At 63.0% G+C, this 16,250-nt stretch carries 11 protein-coding genes; all 11 read right to left on the bottom strand.

Annotation, left to right across the window (positions count from 1 at the left end; all coding sequences use genetic code 11):
• On the bottom strand, positions 1-139 hold a 139-nt coding region (locus ACKODO_RS12700), incomplete at its 3' end, for a GTP-binding protein (protein ID WP_408983752.1).
• A 68-nt stretch (positions 140-207) separates the two neighbouring features.
• Positions 208-2,301, bottom strand: coding sequence for an elongation factor G (fusA, locus tag ACKODO_RS12695; RefSeq protein ID WP_408983801.1), 2,094 nt, complete (start codon positions 2,299-2,301; stop codon positions 208-210).
• A 27-nt stretch (positions 2,302-2,328) separates the two neighbouring features.
• Complete coding sequence (gene rpsG, locus ACKODO_RS12690) at positions 2,329-2,799, bottom strand: 30S ribosomal protein S7 (RefSeq protein ID WP_408983800.1); 471 nt, start codon at positions 2,797-2,799, stop codon at positions 2,329-2,331.
• A gap of 12 nt (positions 2,800-2,811) precedes the next feature.
• Entirely contained in the window at positions 2,812-3,183 is a 372-nt protein-coding gene (rpsL, locus tag ACKODO_RS12685) for a 30S ribosomal protein S12 (RefSeq protein ID WP_408983799.1), read from the bottom strand.
• Positions 3,184-3,620: 437 nt separating this feature from the next.
• Entirely contained in the window at positions 3,621-4,202 is a 582-nt protein-coding gene (locus tag ACKODO_RS12680; RefSeq protein WP_408983798.1) for an NAD(P)H-dependent oxidoreductase, read from the bottom strand.
• A 174-nt stretch (positions 4,203-4,376) separates the two neighbouring features.
• Positions 4,377-8,567: a DNA-directed RNA polymerase subunit beta' gene (gene rpoC, locus ACKODO_RS12675; RefSeq protein WP_408983797.1), complete on the bottom strand. Its 4,191-nt coding sequence runs from the start codon at positions 8,565-8,567 to the stop codon at positions 4,377-4,379.
• Between the two features lie 133 nt (positions 8,568-8,700).
• A complete protein-coding gene (gene rpoB, locus ACKODO_RS12670; protein ID WP_408983803.1) occupies positions 8,701-12,837 on the bottom strand; it encodes a DNA-directed RNA polymerase subunit beta in 4,137 nt (1,378 codons plus the stop codon).
• A gap of 209 nt (positions 12,838-13,046) precedes the next feature.
• Positions 13,047-13,427: a 50S ribosomal protein L7/L12 gene (gene rplL / locus ACKODO_RS12665; RefSeq protein WP_290801884.1), complete on the bottom strand. Its 381-nt coding sequence runs from the start codon at positions 13,425-13,427 to the stop codon at positions 13,047-13,049.
• A 99-nt stretch (positions 13,428-13,526) separates the two neighbouring features.
• Positions 13,527-14,045 (bottom strand): 50S ribosomal protein L10, encoded by a 519-nt coding sequence (gene rplJ, locus ACKODO_RS12660; RefSeq protein ID WP_408983796.1) that lies wholly within the window; start codon positions 14,043-14,045, stop codon positions 13,527-13,529.
• Between the two features lie 750 nt (positions 14,046-14,795).
• Positions 14,796-15,521, bottom strand: coding sequence for a 50S ribosomal protein L1 (gene rplA / locus ACKODO_RS12655; RefSeq protein ID WP_408983795.1), 726 nt, complete (start codon positions 15,519-15,521; stop codon positions 14,796-14,798).
• A 5-nt stretch (positions 15,522-15,526) separates the two neighbouring features.
• Positions 15,527-15,976: a 50S ribosomal protein L11 gene (gene rplK, locus ACKODO_RS12650; protein ID WP_408983802.1), complete on the bottom strand. Its 450-nt coding sequence runs from the start codon at positions 15,974-15,976 to the stop codon at positions 15,527-15,529.
• Between the last annotated feature and the right edge of the window lie 274 nt (positions 15,977-16,250).

Below are 16,250 nucleotides of genomic sequence, written 5' to 3'. Positions count from 1 at the left end.
ACGCCGTGAACGTCGCCCCGCCCGTCTCGGCCAGAACTTTCGTGATCGCAGCCGTCAGTGACGTCTTGCCGTGGTCAACGTGACCAATCGTGCCAATGTTGCAATGCGGCTTCGAACGGTTGAACTTTTCCTTGGCCATCGAACTCTTCTCCGGATGAGGTGGCAAACCTTTCGGGTCCGCCGGAATGTTTCAGGTCGCGTAAGGGGTTACGCGTATTTTGCGATCACCTCGTCCGCGACGTTGCGCGGCACTTCGGCGTAATGGTCGAACGACATCGAGAACGAGGCACGGCCCTGGCTGAAGGAGCGCAGCGTGTTCACGTAGCCGAACATGTTGGCGAGGGGGACCATGGCGTTCACGACATTGGCGTTGCCGCGCATATCCTGACCCTGGATCTGGCCGCGCCGCGAGTTCAGATCACCGATGACCGAACCCGTGAAGTCTTCCGGCGTCACAACCTCGACCTTCATGATCGGCTCGAGCAGAACCGCACCGGCTTCCTTCTTCTGGAAGGCCTCGCGCAAACCCTGGCGGGCCGCGATTTCGAAGGCGATGGCCGACGAATCGACCTCGTGAGCGGCGCCGTCCGTCAGCGTGACCTTCACGTCCACGACCGGGAACCCCGCGAGCGGGCCCGAACCGATCACACTTTCGAGACCCTTCTCGACGCCCGGAATGAATTCCTTCGGAACCGTGCCGCCGATGATCTTTGATTCGAACTGGAAGCCCTTGCCCGCCTCATTCGGCTCGACCGTGAACTTGATCCGGGCGAACTGCCCCGAACCACCCGACTGTTTCTTGTGGGTGTAATCGTGATCCACGACACGGGTGATGGTTTCGCGATAGGCCACCTGGGGGGCGCCCACGTTCACTTCCACCTTGTGCGTGCGCTTCAGGATGTCGACCTTGATGTCGAGGTGAAGCTCGCCCATGCCCTTGATGATGGTCTGGCCGGATTCCTGGTCGGTCGACACACGGAAGGACGGATCCTCCGCCGCGAGTTTGCCAAGCGCGATGGCCATCTTTTCCTGATCGCCCTTCGACTTCGGCTCCACCGCCATCTCGATGACGGGCTCCGGAAATTCCATGCGCTCGAGAATGACCGGCGCGTTCGGATCGCAGATCGTGTCACCGGTGCGGGAATCCTTGAGGCCCACCACGGCGATGATGTCGCCGGCATAGGCTTCCTTGATTTCCTCGCGGTTATTCGCATGCATCAGCAGCATGCGGCCGATGCGTTCGCGCTTCTCGCGCGTGGCGTTGAGAAGCGTGGAACCGGATTCCAGCTTGCCCGAATATATCCGGCAGAAGGTCAGAACGCCGTAGGGGTCGTCCATGATCTTGAAGGCGAGCATCGAGAGAGGCTGGTCGTCGGAGGCCGGACGGGTCGTCTCCTGCTCGGTCTTGCCGTCGATGCCCTTGATCGCCGGGCGATCGAGCGGAGACGGCAGGAAGTCGACAACCGCATCGAGAAGCGTCTGCACGCCCTTGTTCTTGAAGGCGGAACCGCAGAGAACGGGATAAAAGGCGCTGGTCAGCACCGCCTTGCGGATGCAGCGGCGAAGGGTCTCCTCGTCGGGCTCGTTGCCGTCGAGATAAGCTTCCATCGCGGCGTCATCCATCTCGACGGCGGCTTCCACCATCTGCTCGCGATATTGCGTCGCCTTCTCGACCATGTCGGACGGGATATCGATGTCGCGATAGGAAGCACCGAGCTGGTCGTCATCCCAGACCACGCCCTTCATGCGAACGAGGTCGATGATGCCCTTGAAATCGGATTCCGCGCCGATCGGCAGTTGGATCGCGACCGGCTTCGCACCAAGGCGCTTCACGATGTCGTCGAGGCACTTGTAGAAATCCGCGCCCGTCTTGTCCATCTTGTTGGCGAAGACGATCCGGGGAACTTTGTACTTGTCGCCCTGGCGCCAGACGGTCTCCGTCTGCGGCTCGACGCCCTGGTTCGAATCCAGAACGCAGACCGCGCCATCGAGCACGCGCAGCGAACGCTCGACCTCGATCGTGAAATCGACGTGGCCCGGAGTGTCGATGATGTTCAGGCGCTTCTTCTTGCCGTCGCGGCCCTGCCAGAAGGCGGTCGTCGCGGCCGACGTGATCGTGATGCCGCGCTCCTGCTCCTGCTCCATGAAGTCCATGGTCGCAGCACCTTCGTGCACTTCACCGATCTTGTGGCTCTTGCCGGTATAGTAAAGGATACGCTCGGTGGTCGTCGTCTTGCCGGCATCGATATGGGCCATGATGCCGAAGTTGCGGTAATCCTCGAGCGAATATTGGCGGGGCATGTCAGATCCTCGTCAGCGCGAAACGGGTTACCAGCGGTAATGCGAGAAGGCGCGGTTGGCTTCGGCCATCCGGTGAGTCTCTTCGCGCTTCTTCACGGCAGCACCGCGATTGTTGGCGGCATCGAGAAGCTCGGACGAGAGGCGCTCCACCATGGTCTTGTCGTTGCGGCCGCGGGCGGCCGTGATGATCCAGCGGATCGCCAGCGCCTGGCGGCGCTCCGGGCGAACCTCGACCGGCACCTGATAGGTGGCACCGCCAACACGACGCGACCGCACTTCCACCGCCGGCGCGACATTGTCGAGCGCCTGCTTGAACATCGGCAGCGGATCGGCCTTGGCGCGGGCTTCGATGATGTCGAAGGCTCCATAGACGATGCCCTCGGCAACCGACTTCTTGCCCTCGTGCATGACCGCGTTCATGAACTTGGTCACGACGATATCGCCAAACTTGGCGTCCGGAATGATCTCGCGCTTCTCAGCTGCGTGACGACGAGACATGTCGATAACCCCTTACTTCGGCCGCTTCGCGCCGTATTTCGAACGACGCTGCTTGCGGTCCTTGACGCCCTGCGTATCGAGCACGCCGCGCAGAATGTGATAGCGCACGCCCGGAAGGTCCTTCACGCGGCCGCCGCGGATCATGACCACGGAGTGCTCCTGAAGGTTATGGCCTTCCCCGGGAATGTAGCCGATGACCTCGTAGCCGTTCGTCAGACGCACCTTCGCGACCTTGCGAAGCGCCGAGTTCGGCTTCTTCGGGGTCGTCGTGTAGACGCGGGTGCAGACGCCGCGCTTCTGCGGGCACGACTGAAGGGCGGGAGCCTTGTCCCGGGTCTTCTGCGCGCTCCGGGCCTTCCGGATCAGCTGGCTAATAGTCGGCATTCGATGCCCTTTTCATCTCTCGGCCGCCGAGGCGACCTCTTGCGGGCCGTGTGGCCCATCCCGAATGGACTCCCGAGGGAGGTTCGCACCCGCCAGCCACCCGATGCCGTCCGGTCAAGCACAAACCGCACCCTTCGGGCCGTGCCAAGGCAAGGCCCAAACGGCGCAGAAACGGAGGATCGCGCGGAGACGAACCCCACGGGATCATGACCGGATCAGACCGGGAGCCGAAAAGGCCCAGGACCGATTGTATTCCAGGTCGCTAGAAAGGCAGCGTTTGATCCGGTTCGTTCAGCGAAAGCTGCGCTGAGCATGCACGGATCACGGCCTGCCGAATGCCCTGCTTCTGACTCGGCACCGGAGGAAAGTCAACCGGAAATTACCGCGTCGCGCCATCTTGCTCCGCATGTGCGCTTCCTCCCCACCGCATGGCTCGCTCACGCGGCCTCCCGGCCCAATTTCGTGACCGTTTCGAGCCATTGCCGTCGGTATTCCGCGCCCTTCTCGATCGCGCCGATCAGGGTCGAGCGCACCGGCGCGACGCCCGCGAATTTCAGGATGTTGCGCTCGAGGCTCTTGAGCGAATGCGAGAAGAAATAGAGCCGGTAGATCAGCGCCGGCATGCCCATCGTGACGATGATTCGCGCCGATTTGCCCTTGAGCCCCTGCAGCCAGCGGCCATCCGGCCCGATCGACATCACGAAGCCATTGCAACTCACCTGCTCGAAGAAGGACTTGAGCAGCGCCGGCATGTCGCCGAGCCAGAGCGGATAGACGATCACCAGATGCTCCGCGCGGAAGATCGCCTCCTGCGCGCGCCGGATATCCTCGTGGGGCGCGGGCAGCTTCCAGACCTGGCCGGAACGGAGATAGGGCAGCTCCATCGTCGCGGGATCGAGCACCTCGACCGAATGACCCGCCGCTTCCGCGCCGCTCCGATAGGCTTCAACCAAGGCATCGCAGAAATGCGTATGAGCGCTGTCCGGATGCCCCCGGATGATGACGATCCTTTTCGCCATGCCCGCCTCCTGCTCGCAGCCCGTGACCAGATGGTGAAAGATTAGCCGAAACCCGCAACTGCCGGATTGCGGCAGATCAGCCCGGCCCCAAACGCGATACGAAAAATGGCGGGGTCACCTCCGCCCTGTTTCGTCGAAGCCGTGCAGGCGCGGCACCCCACGCCTGGCCAAGTGTCACTCCGCCGCAGGCAGCGCCGGGGCCGCGTCGTTCGCCGCCGTCCGCGCCTCGGTTTCCTGCTGCGCAACGATGAGGTCGTCGCGGCGGGTCGCCACCTCGCGGATGCGGCTCATGATCTGGCCGGTGCCGGCCGGGATCAGGCGGCCGACGATCACGTTCTCCTTGAGGCCGTCCAGCGTATCCACCTTGCCATTGACCGCCGCTTCCGTGAGCACGCGGGTGGTCTCCTGGAACGAGGCCGCCGACACGAAGGAGCGGGTCTGCAGCGAGGCCTTGGTGATGCCCAAGAGAACCGGCACGCCCACCGCAAGCTTCTTGCCCTGTTCGGCCAGCATCGCGTTGATCTCGTCGAGCTCCAGCTTGTCCACCTGCTCCTCGGCCAGGAGATCGGAATCGCCCGGATCCTGAATCTCGTATTTGCGGAGCATCTGGCGAACGATCACCTCGATGTGCTTGTCGTTGATGTTGACACCCTGCAAGCGGTAGACTTCCTGAATCTCGTTCACGAGGAACGCGGCCAGCTCTTCCACGCCCTTCACGGCGAGGATGTCATGCGGTGCCGGCGGGCCTTCGAGGATGAAGTCGCCCTTCTCCACATGGTCGCCATCCTGCAGATGGATGTGCTTGCCCTTCGGGATCAGGTACTCGATCGGCTCGAGCCCCTCCTCGTCCGGGATGATGGAGACGCGACGCTTGTTCTTGTAGTCGCGCCCGAACTGGATCGTGCCGGAGACTTCCGCGATGATCGCGGCTTCCTTCGGACGACGGGCCTCGAACAGCTCCGCCACGCGCGGCAGACCGCCCGTGATGTCGCGCGTCTTGGCGCTCTCGGTCGGGATGCGCGCGATGACGTCGCCCGCCTTCACCTTGCCGGCCGGATCGACCGCGATGATCGCGTCCACCGGCAACATGTACTTGGCATCGCCGCCACGCGGCAGCTTGATCACCTTGCCGGCATCATCGACGATCGTCAGCGCCGGCTTCAGATCCGACGTGCGGGCCGAACCGCGCCAATCGGTGACGACGCGCTTCGCGATGCCGGTGGATTCATCCACCGCTTCCGACATCGAGGAGCCTTCCACGAGGTCATCGAAGCGGATCTTGCCCTCGACCTCGGTGATGATCGGACGGGTGAAGGGGTCCCATTCGGCGATGCGCTGGCCGCGCTTGAGCTTGTCGCCCTCGTCGACCCTGAGCTTCGCGCCATACTGGATGCGATGGGTGGCGCGCTCGACACCGTCCGGACCGACAACGGCCACAACGATGTTGCGGCCCATGGCGATCAGGTCGCCTTCCGAATTGCGCGCCACGTGGCGATTCTTGATCGACACGGTGCCTTCGAAATTCGAATCCAGCGAGGATTGCTCGTTGATCTGCGCCGCGCCACCGATATGGAAGGTGCGCATGGTGAGCTGGGTGCCCGGCTCGCCGATCGACTGCGCGGCGATGACACCGACGGCCTCGCCCATGTTGACGGGCGTGCCGCGCGCCAGATCACGACCGTAGCAGGTCGCGCAGACGCCACGCGCCGCCTCGCAGGTGAGCACCGAGCGGATCTTCACTTGCTGGACGCCGGCGGCCGTCACATTCGCGACGTCCTTCTCGTCCATCAGGCGGCCGCGCGGAATAACCACGGCCTGCGTGACAGGATCAACCACATCTTCCGCCGCAGTGCGGCCAAGAATGCGGCTCGCGAGCGAGGCCACCACATTGCCGGCATCGATGATGGCGCGGGTCGTGATGCCGTTCTCGGTGCCGCAATCGGTCGAGGAGATGACCGCATCCTGCGCCACGTCCACGAGACGGCGGGTGAGATAACCCGAATTCGCGGTCTTGAGCGCGGTATCGGCCAGACCTTTGCGGGCCCCGTGGGTCGAGTTGAAATACTCGAGAACGGTCAGGCCTTCCTTGAAGTTCGAGATGATCGGCGTTTCGATGATCTCGCCCGACGGTTTGGTCATCAGGCCCCGCATCGCCGCCAGCTGCTTCATCTGGGTCGGCGAGCCGCGGGCGCCCGAGTGGCTCATCATGTAGATGGAGTTCACGGGCCTGTCGCGGCCGGCATCGTCCTTCCGGACGGCCGAGATGCGGTTCATCATCTCGTTCGCGAGACGATCCGAGCACTTCGCCCAGGCATCCACGACCTTGTTGTATTTCTCGCCCTGCGTGATCAGGCCGTCCTGATATTGCTGCTCGAATTCCTTCGTGTAGGCGCGCGTCTCGTTGACGATTCCCCACTTGTTCTCGGGGATGAGCATGTCATCCTTGCCGAAGGAAATGCCGGCCTTGTAGGCATGGTAGAAGCCCATGCTCATGATGCGATCGCAGAAGATGACCGCCTCTTTCTGGCCGCAGCTCCGGTAGACCACGTCAATCATCCCGGAGATTTCCTTCTTCGTCATCAGCTTGTTGACGGCGTCGAAGGAGACGAGCGGATGCTTCGGCAGGTGCTGAGAAAGCACCACGCGGCCCGGGCTTGTCTCGTAGGTCCTGCGATATGGCTTGCCGTTCTGGTCAATGCCTTCCCAGCGATACCTGATCTTGGAATGGTAGGTGATGACCTTCGCGGCGAGCGCATGCTCGATCTCGGCCAGGTTCGAGAAAACCTTGCCCTGCCCCGGTTCGCCATCCGCCATGATGGAGAGGTAATAGAGGCCGAGAACAATGTCCTGCGACGGAACGATGATCGGCTGGCCGTTCGCGGGGTGCAGGATGTTGTTGGTCGACATCATCAGCACGCGCGCTTCCAGCTGCGCCTCGAGGCTCAGCGGAACATGCACGGCCATCTGGTCGCCATCGAAATCCGCGTTGAACGCGGTGCAGACGAGCGGATGCAGCTGGATCGCCTTGCCTTCCACCAGCACCGGCTCGAAGGCCTGGATGCCGAGGCGATGCAAAGTCGGCGCGCGGTTCAGCATTACCGGATGTTCGCGGATCACCTCGTCGAGGATGTCCCAGACCTCGGGACGCTCCTTCTCGACGAGCTTCTTCGCCTGTTTCACGGTGGCGGAGAGGCCGCGGGCATCAAGCTTCGAGTAGATGAACGGCTTGAAGAGCTCGAGCGCCATCTTCTTCGGCAGGCCGCATTGATGCAGCTTCAGTTCCGGGCCCACGGTGATGACCGAGCGGCCGGAATAATCGACGCGCTTGCCGAGCAGGTTCTGGCGGAAGCGGCCCTGCTTGCCCTTGAGCATATCGGCGAGCGACTTCAGAGGACGCTTGTTGGCGCCGGTGATGACGCGGCCGCGACGGCCGTTGTCAAACAGCGCGTCCACCGCTTCCTGAAGCATGCGCTTCTCGTTGCGGATGATAATATCCGGCGCGCGCAGTTCCATCAGCCGCTTCAGGCGGTTGTTGCGGTTGATGACGCGGCGGTAGAGATCATTCAGGTCCGAGGTCGCGAAGCGGCCGCCATCCAGCGGCACCAGCGGGCGCAGATCCGGCGGGATCACCGGGATGACGGTCATGATCATCCATTCCGGCTTGTTGCCGGACTGCATGAAGGCCTCGATGATCTTCAGGCGCTTGGCGAGCTTCTTCTTCTTGAGGTCGGAATCGGTCTGGCCGATTTCCTCGCGCAGGTCGCCGGCGATCTTCGGCAGGTCGAGCGAACGCAGCATCTCGCGGATGGCTTCCGCGCCGATCATGCCGGTGAAGCTGTCCTGGCCATATTCGTCCTGCGCGCGCAGGAACTCGTCCTCCGAGAGCAGCTGATACTGCTTCAGCGGGGTGAGGCCCGGCTCGATCACGATGTAGCTTTCGAAATAGAGGACGCGCTCGATATCCTTCAGCGCGGTGTCGAGCAGCAGGGCGATGCGGCTCGGCAGCGATTTCAGGAACCAGATATGCGCCACGGGCGCGGCGAGCTCGATATGGCCCATGCGCTCGCGCCGCACGCGGCTCAGCGTCACTTCCACACCGCATTTCTCGCAGATGATTCCCTTGTATTTCATGCGCTTGTACTTGCCGCACAGGCACTCGTAATCCTTGATCGGGCCGAAGATGCGCGCGCAGAACAGGCCATCCCGCTCCGGCTTGAAGGTGCGGTAGTTGATCGTCTCGGGCTTCTTGATCTCGCCGTAGGACCACGAGAGAATCTTCTCCGGCGAGGCGATCGAGATCTTGATGTTGTCGAACGCCTGCGGGCTGACCGCCGGGCTGAAGATGTTCATGACGTCCTGCTTCATGACATTCTCCTTGAGGACACCGGGGGGAGGAAGGCCGGTCGTCCGGAAATATGGAAATCGGGGCGCTGGGCGCAGGGAGCAAAGAACACTTCGCTCCCCGCAAGTGGCGCGGAGGTTCCGCGCCGGGGCGAACTCACTCGGCGGCTTCCGCGGGCGGAAGCTTGTCGTTGACGATCTTGTTCTGCTGAAGCTCGACGTTGAGGCCCAGCGAGCGCATTTCCTTGACGAGAACGTTGAAGCTCTCGGGGATGCCGCTCTCGAAAGTGTCCTCGCCGCGCCCGATGCTCTCGTAGACCTGGGTGCGGCCCGCCACGTCGTCCGACTTCACGGTCAGCATTTCCTGCAGCGTATAGGCGGCGCCATAGGCTTCGAGCGCCCAGACCTCCATTTCGCCGAAGCGCTGGCCGCCGAACTGCGCCTTGCCGCCCAGCGGCTGCTGGGTGACGAGCGAGTAAGGACCGATCGAACGGGCGTGGATCTTGTCATCCACGAGATGGTGCAGCTTCAGGATGTAGATGTAGCCCACCGTCACCTTGCGATCGAAGGGCTCGCCGGTGCGGCCGTCGAACAGGGTCACCTGGCCCGACGGATCGAGACCCGCCTTTTCCAGATACTGCTCGATATCCGCTTCCTTCGCGCCATCGAAGACCGGAGTCGCGATCGGCACGCCGCGCGCAAGATTCTTCGCGGTGGCCGCGAGATCGGAATCCGTGAGCTGGGTCACCTGCGGGTCCTGCCCGTAGATATCTTCCATCTTCGTGCGCAGCGGCTTGGCATCGCCCGACTTCATGTAGGTGTTGACCGCATCCGAAATCTGCTTGCCGAGCCCCGCGCAGGCCCAGCCAAGGTGCGTTTCGAGAATCTGGCCGACATTCATGCGCGAGGGCACGCCGAGCGGATTCAGCACCACGTCCACATGCGTGCCGTCATCCAGGAACGGCATGTCCTCGATCGGAACGATCTTCGAGACGACGCCCTTGTTGCCATGACGGCCGGCCATCTTGTCGCCCGGCTGGATCTTGCGCTTCACGGCGATGAAGACCTTGACCATCTTCATCACGCCCGGCGGAAGTTCGTCGCCGCGCTGCAGCTTCTCGACCTTGTCGAGGAAGCGCTGCTCGAGCGCCTTTTTCGCTTCGTCGTATTGCTTCCGCATCGCTTCCAGTTCACCCATGAGCTTGTCATCGGGAACCGCGAACAGCCACCATTGCGACCGCGGGAAGCCATCGAGGGCCTCGCGGGTGATGTCCGTGTCCTTCTTGAAGCCTTTCGGGCCGGCAATGCCCGGCTTTCCGACGATCATGTCGGCGAGGCGGCCATAGGTGTTGCGGTCGAGGATCGCGAGCTCGTCGTCGCGGTCCTTCGCGAGACGCTCGATTTCCTCGCGCTCGATCGCCTGGGCGCGCTCGTCCTTGTCCACGCCATGGCGGTTGAACACGCGCACTTCCACGATCGTGCCCTGCACGCCCGGCGGCACACGGAGCGAGGTATCGCGCACATCCGAGGCCTTCTCGCCGAAGATCGCACGGAGAAGCTTCTCTTCCGGCGTCATCGGGCTCTCGCCCTTCGGCGTGATCTTGCCGACGAGGATGTCACCCGCCTGCACTTCCGCGCCGATATAGACGATGCCGGCTTCGTCGAGGTTCTTCAGCGCTTCTTCCGAGACGTTCGGAATGTCGCGGGTGATTTCCTCGGGGCCGAGCTTGGTATCCCGGGCCATCACCTCGAATTCCTCGATATGGATCGAGGTGAACACGTCTTCCTTCACGATGCGCTCGGAAAGAAGGATCGAATCTTCGAAGTTGTAGCCATTCCACGGCATGAACGCGACGAGCACGTTGCGGCCAAGCGCCAGATCGCCGAGATCGGTCGAGGGGCCATCCGCGATGATATCGCCCTTCGAGACGACATCGCCCGGCTTCACCAGAGGGCGCTGGTTGATGCAGGTCGACTGGTTCGAACGCTGGAACTTCATCATGCGATAGATGTCAACGCCTGGCTTTGCCGGGTCCATCTCGTCCGTCGCGCGGATCACGATGCGGGTCGCATCCACCTGGTCGACCACGCCCGAACGGCGGGCGGCAATCGCCGCGCCGGAATCCCGTGCGACGACCGATTCCATGCCGGTGCCGACGAAAGGCGCATCCGAACGCACCAGCGGCACGGCCTGACGCTGCATGTTCGAACCCATCAGCGCGCGGTTCGCGTCATCGTTCTCGAGGAACGGAATGAGCGCGGCCGCGACCGAGACGAGCTGCTTCGGCGACACATCCATCAGGTCGACCGTCTCGACCGGAACGGTGATGACGTCACCCGCATGGCGCGCGACGATGAGATCGTCGGTCAGGCGGCCCTGGCCGTCCGTCGCCACATTCGCCTGCGCGACATAGTGCTTCTGCTCTTCCATCGCCGAGAGATAGACGACCTCGTCGGTCACCTTGCCGTCGCGCACGCGGCGGAAGGGGCTCTCGATGAAGCCGTATTTGTTCACGCGCGCGAAGGTCGCGAGCGAGTTGATGAGGCCGATATTCGGGCCTTCCGGCGTCTCGATCGGGCAGATGCGGCCGTAATGCGTCGGGTGCACGTCGCGCACCTCGAAGCCGGCGCGCTCACGCGTGAGGCCGCCCGGGCCAAGCGCCGAGAGGCGCCGCTTGTGGGTGATCTCGGAGAGCGGGTTGGTCTGGTCCATGAATTGCGAGAGCTGCGAGGAGCCGAAGAACTCGCGCACGGCGGCGGCGGCCGGCTTCGCGTTGATCAGGTCCTGCGGCATGACGGTGTCGATATCGACCGACGACATGCGCTCCTTGATCGCGCGCTCCATGCGCAGCAGCCCCAGGCGATACTGGTTCTCCATGAGCTCGCCGACCGAGCGCACGCGGCGGTTGCCGAGATGGTCGATATCGTCCACCTCGCCACGGCCATCGCGGAGTTCGACCAGCGCCTTCGCCACCGCAAGGATATCCTCCTTGCGCAGGATGCGAACCGTATCCTCCGCGTCGAGATCGAGGCGCATGTTCATCTTCACGCGGCCGACGGCGGAGAGATCGTAGCGCTCGGCGTCGAAGAACAGCGAGTGGAACATGGCTTCCGCCGTGTCCATGGTCGGCGGCTCGCCCGGACGCATCACGCGGTAGATGTCGAACAGCGCCTCTTCACGCGCCTCGTTCTTGTCCGCCGCGAGGGTGTTACGGATATAGGGGCCGACATTGACATGGTCGATGTCGAGAACCGCGAGTTCATTGACGCCCATTTCCTCGAAGAGCTTCAGCAGCTTCTCGGAAATCTCGTCGCCGGCCTCGGCGAAGATCTCGCCGGTTTCCCGGTTCACGATGTCTTCCGAGACATGCTGGCCAACGAGATCCTCGTTGGTGGCGCGCAGGAATTTCAGGCCCTTTTCGGCAAGCTGGCGGGCCGCGCGCACGGTCATCTTGCGGCCGGTCTCGATCACGACTTCGCCAGTCTCGGCGTCGATGTAGTCCACCGTCGCCTTCAGGCCCTTGAAGCGATCCGGATCATAGGGAAGGCGCCAGGAATCCTTCGTGCGGGTGTAGGTCACCGCGCGATAGAAGGTCGAGAGGATTTCCTCGCCATCCATGCCCAGCGCATAGAACAGGCTCGTCACCGGGATCTTGCGGCGACGGTCGATCCGCGCATGCACGATGTCCTTCGCGTCGAACTCGATATCGAGCCACGAGCCGCGATAGGGAATGATGCGGGCCGCGAACAGGAGCTTGCCCGAAGAGTGGCTCTTGCCCTTGTCGTGGTCGAAGAACACGCCCGGCGAACGGTGCATCTGGCTGACGATGACGCGCTCAGTGCCGTTGACGATGAAGGTACCGTTCGATGTCATGAGCGGCATGTCGCCCATGTAGACGTCCTGCTCCTTGATGTCCTTCACGGAGCGGGCACCGGTGTCCTGGTCCACATCGAACACGATGAGGCGGAGCGTCACCTTCAGCGGCGCCGCGAAGGTGATGCCGCGCTGGCGGCACTCATCCACGTCGAATTTCGGGGTCTCGAAGGTGTAGCGGACGAATTCCAAAAGCGACGCGCCGGAGAAATCCGAAATCGGGAACACCGACTTGAACACACCCTGCAGCCCCTCGTCGGGCCGGCCACCCTTCGGCTCTTCGACCATGAGGAACTGATCATAGGATGCCTTCTGAACCTCGATGAGGTTCGGCATCTCGATCGCCTCGCGGATGTTTCCGAAAAATTTCCGGATCCGCTTGCGCCCCACCAGGGTGCTCGCCTTACCCGACGGAGCCATGATCGCCTGCGCCATCTCGTTCCTCGCCAATCAAACCAGTCTGTGTAAACGGTCGGCCGAAAGACTGTGCCAGGACCCCGCGAGGTCAGCCAGTCTTCGGGCGGAACGTCCCTCCTGCGGCCTATCACGGCCTTCCGACGCCAAAAACCCCGCGCGGGAAACCCCCGCGCGGGATGGAAACCGGATCACCCGGAAACAGGGCGACGCACTTACTTCAGCTCGACCTTGGCGCCAACCGCCTCGAGCTGCTTCTTCAACTTCTCGGACTCGTCCTTGGAAACGCCTTCCTTCACGGTCTTCGGCGCGCCCTCGACGAGGTCCTTGGCTTCCTTGAGGCCCAGGCCGGTAATGGCGCGGACTTCCTTGATCACTTCGATCTTCTTGTCGCCAGCGGCGGCGAGAACAACCGTGAACTCGGTCTTCTCCTCCACCGGTGCGGCAGCAGCGCCACCAGCAGCCGGAGCAGCGGCCACGGCCACGGCGGCAGCGGCGGAAACGCCCCACTTCTCCTCGAGCATCTTGGCGAGCTCGGCGGCTTCGAGAACGGTGAGGTTGGAAAGCTCGTCAACGAGCTTCGACAGATCAGCCATTGGACAGGTCCTTAACTTCGGGTTTCGTTTCGTGTCTTGCAAGGGTCGAAACGGCGGAAAAGCCACGCTTCTTGCCGGTTCGGTCGGGTTTTTTCAGCTTCAGGCCGCCTGATCGCGGTTGGCATACGCCCCGAACACGCGCGCGAGCTTCGCGGCGGGTGCGGTGGAAACCTGCGCGATCTTCGTCGCCGGAGCCTGGATGAGGCCCACGAGCTTCGCGCGCAGCTCATCGAGCGACGGCATGGTGGCCAGAGCCTTCACACCATCGGCGTTGAGCGCCGTCCGGCCCATCGCGCCGCCGAGAACCACGAGCTTGTCGTGTTCCTTCGCGAACGCCATCGCCACTTTCGGAGCCGCCACCGGGTCCTGCGAATAAAGCAGAATGGTCGGGCCCTTGAGGTAGGAGGTGATGGACTGAACTTCGGTTCCATCGAGCGCGATCTTCACGAGGCGGTTCTTCGCAACCTTCACCGAGGCGCCAGCCTTCTTCATCTCGCGACGAAGCTTCTGGATCTGCGCCACGGTGAGGCCGGAATAGTGCGCCACGACCACAACGCCCGTGTTCCTGAACACGTCGTTGAGAGACGAGACGAGCACTTCTTTTCCAGCTCTATCCACGTGCTTTCTCCGATTGGCCGGTTCACCGGCCCGGTTACGCTCTGCCTGGCACTTTCCCGGGACGGGCAGGCGCCAGACGCTCAATGGCAGGCTGCCCTGCCATGCTTGCCACCCGGAAACACCTTTCGGCGAAGCCAGATGGCTCGCCTGTCCCCTCGGAACGCCACGGACCAGACCGCGTCATACCCAAGGCCGAGAAACGAAACCCGCCAGCGCCCTGCGGAGCCTTGCTCCCAGGTGCCAGCAAATCCCCTTCCCCATCTATGCAGGCCCCCAACCGGCGATCGGCTTGGCCGGTGTTGGTTCTTCCTCGCGGAAGGAACCGGATTATGGCCGCCCCAGTAAAATCCCGCACCCGGCCGCCGAAGCGAGGAGTGATCGGAAATTCATTCTGTTGGCGAGCGCACCTGCAGTCTCGGACAGGATCGCCCCGCTTTCGAAAACCGGCGACCCGGCTTCTACACGCAGCGTTTTGCCACGATTGGCAACAGCAAGAAGGAGTCGTGACAGGCACTCCCCCTCCAAGGCGAGAAGCGGCTTTTAAAGACTTGTCCCCTTTGACGCAAGGGGGGTCTTGACAAATTTCGGAAAGGTGATCCCGCCCCTCCGCTTCGCCCCAATGCAGGGCCATCGCCCCCTGATCCGGCTGCCTTGCCTTTCCCGGGATCGACAAGGCGTCAAGACCGGGACCAGAACGAAAAAAGCCCCGCGTTTGCGCGCGGGGCCTGGATTGTTCTGGCCGCAGGCCGGTTACTGCTGGCCGCCGCCCACCACGGAAGCGACTTCCACCTTCACGCCCGGGCCCATCGTCGAGGAGATCGCGATGCGCTGGAGATAGGTGCCCTTCGCGCCGGACGGCTTCGCCTTGTTCACCGCATCCACGAAGGCGCGGATGTTCTCGGCGAGCTTGACCTGGTCGAACGAGGCCTTGCCGATGCCGGCATGCACGATGCCGGCCTTTTCGACGCGGAACTCGACGGCGCCGCCCTTGGAGGCCTTAACCGCGCCGGCGATGTCCATCGTGACCGTGCCGACGCGCGGGTTCGGCATCAGGCCGCGCGGGCCGAGAACCTTGCCGAGACGGCCGACAAGGCCCATCATGTCCGGGGTCGCGATGCAGCGATCGAAATCGATCGTGCCGCCATTGATCGTTTCCACGAGGTCGTCCGCGCCGACGATATCGGCACCCGCGGCCTTCGCCTCATCGGCCTTGGCGCCGCGGGCGAAGACGGCAACGCGCACCGTGCGGCCCGAGCCATTCGGCAGGTTGCAGACGCCGCGGACCATCTGGTCGGCATGGCGAGGATCAACGCCGAGATTCATGGCGATCTCGATCGTCTCATCGAACTTCGCGCTCGCGCGGTCCTTCACCATCTTCACAGCTTCGTCGAGGCCGTAGAGCTTGGTGCGATCAACGCCTTCGCGGGTCTTGGCGACGCGCTTGGCGAGCTTCGGTGCGTTCTTCACATTGCTCATGGCGCTCACCCAACCACTTCCAGGCCCATGGCGCGGGCCGAACCACGGATCATCGCGACCGCGCTGTCGATCGTGTCGCAGTTGAGGTCGACGATCTTCTTCTCGGCGATCTCGCGCAGCTGCGCTTCGGTCACCTTGCCGACGAATGCGCCCTTGCCCGGCGTCTTCGAGCCGGAGGCCGGCTTCTTGCCGAGCTTCAGGCCCGCCGCCTTCTTCAGGAAGAAGGTCACCGGCGGCTGCTTCATCTCGAAGGTGAAGGAGCGATCGGCAAAGGCGGTGATGATCACGGGGATGGGCGTGCCCTTCTCCAACTGCGCGGTCTTGGCATTGAACGCCTTGCAAAATTCCATGATGTTCAGGCCGCGCTGGCCGAGTGCCGGACCAACGGGCGGGGCCGGCTTGGCATCGCCAGCCGGGATTTGCAGCTTGATAAAGCCGATGATTTTCTTGGCCATCGTTCTCTCCAGATGAACCGGCGACGCGAGAGCCTCGGGGGCAACCGCGTTACAGGTTCCGTGAATGGACCGTGGTGGGGCTTGATGTCCGCCCTCCCGGGAACCAAGGAGAGAGGAACCGCCTGCCACGGCTTTGATCACCGGGCACGCCCGATGAAGGCGCTGTCCCTACGGCCGAACGGAGGAAAAGGCAAGGGAGTTAGCCCGTCTTATTCATGAGGGGGCTGATTTTGGGTTGGCGGATGTAGCATAACGGTATGATATCGCGTAGGAT

The organism is Rhabdaerophilum sp., assembly GCF_046092605.1.
Classification (GTDB): Bacteria; Pseudomonadota; Alphaproteobacteria; order Rhizobiales; family Beijerinckiaceae; genus Rhabdaerophilum.
The sequence above is the reverse complement of the archived record's forward strand: the minus strand, read 5'-3'. Positions and strand labels throughout refer to the sequence as shown.

What these genes read in the sequence shown, in the direction of transcription:
- rpsL (WP_408983799.1), bottom strand. Translation starts at nt 3,183, where the DNA reads ATGCCGACTATTAGCCAGCTGATCCGGAAGGCCCGGAGCGCGCAGAAG.
- ACKODO_RS12680 (WP_408983798.1), bottom strand. Translation starts at nt 4,202, where the DNA reads ATGGCGAAAAGGATCGTCATCATCCGGGGGCATCCGGACAGCGCTCAT.
- fusA (WP_408983801.1), bottom strand. Translation starts at nt 2,301, where the DNA reads ATGCCCCGCCAATATTCGCTCGAGGATTACCGCAACTTCGGCATCATG.
- rplA (WP_408983795.1), bottom strand. Translation starts at nt 15,521, where the DNA reads ATGAGCAATGTGAAGAACGCACCGAAGCTCGCCAAGCGCGTCGCCAAG.
- rpoC (WP_408983797.1), bottom strand. Translation starts at nt 8,567, where the DNA reads ATGAAGCAGGACGTCATGAACATCTTCAGCCCGGCGGTCAGCCCGCAG.
- rplK (WP_408983802.1), bottom strand. Translation starts at nt 15,976, where the DNA reads ATGGCCAAGAAAATCATCGGCTTTATCAAGCTGCAAATCCCGGCTGGC.
- rpoB (WP_408983803.1), bottom strand. Translation starts at nt 12,837, where the DNA reads ATGGCTCCGTCGGGTAAGGCGAGCACCCTGGTGGGGCGCAAGCGGATC.
- rpsG (WP_408983800.1), bottom strand. Translation starts at nt 2,799, where the DNA reads ATGTCTCGTCGTCACGCAGCTGAGAAGCGCGAGATCATTCCGGACGCC.
- rplL (WP_290801884.1), bottom strand. Translation starts at nt 13,427, where the DNA reads ATGGCTGATCTGTCGAAGCTCGTTGACGAGCTTTCCAACCTCACCGTT.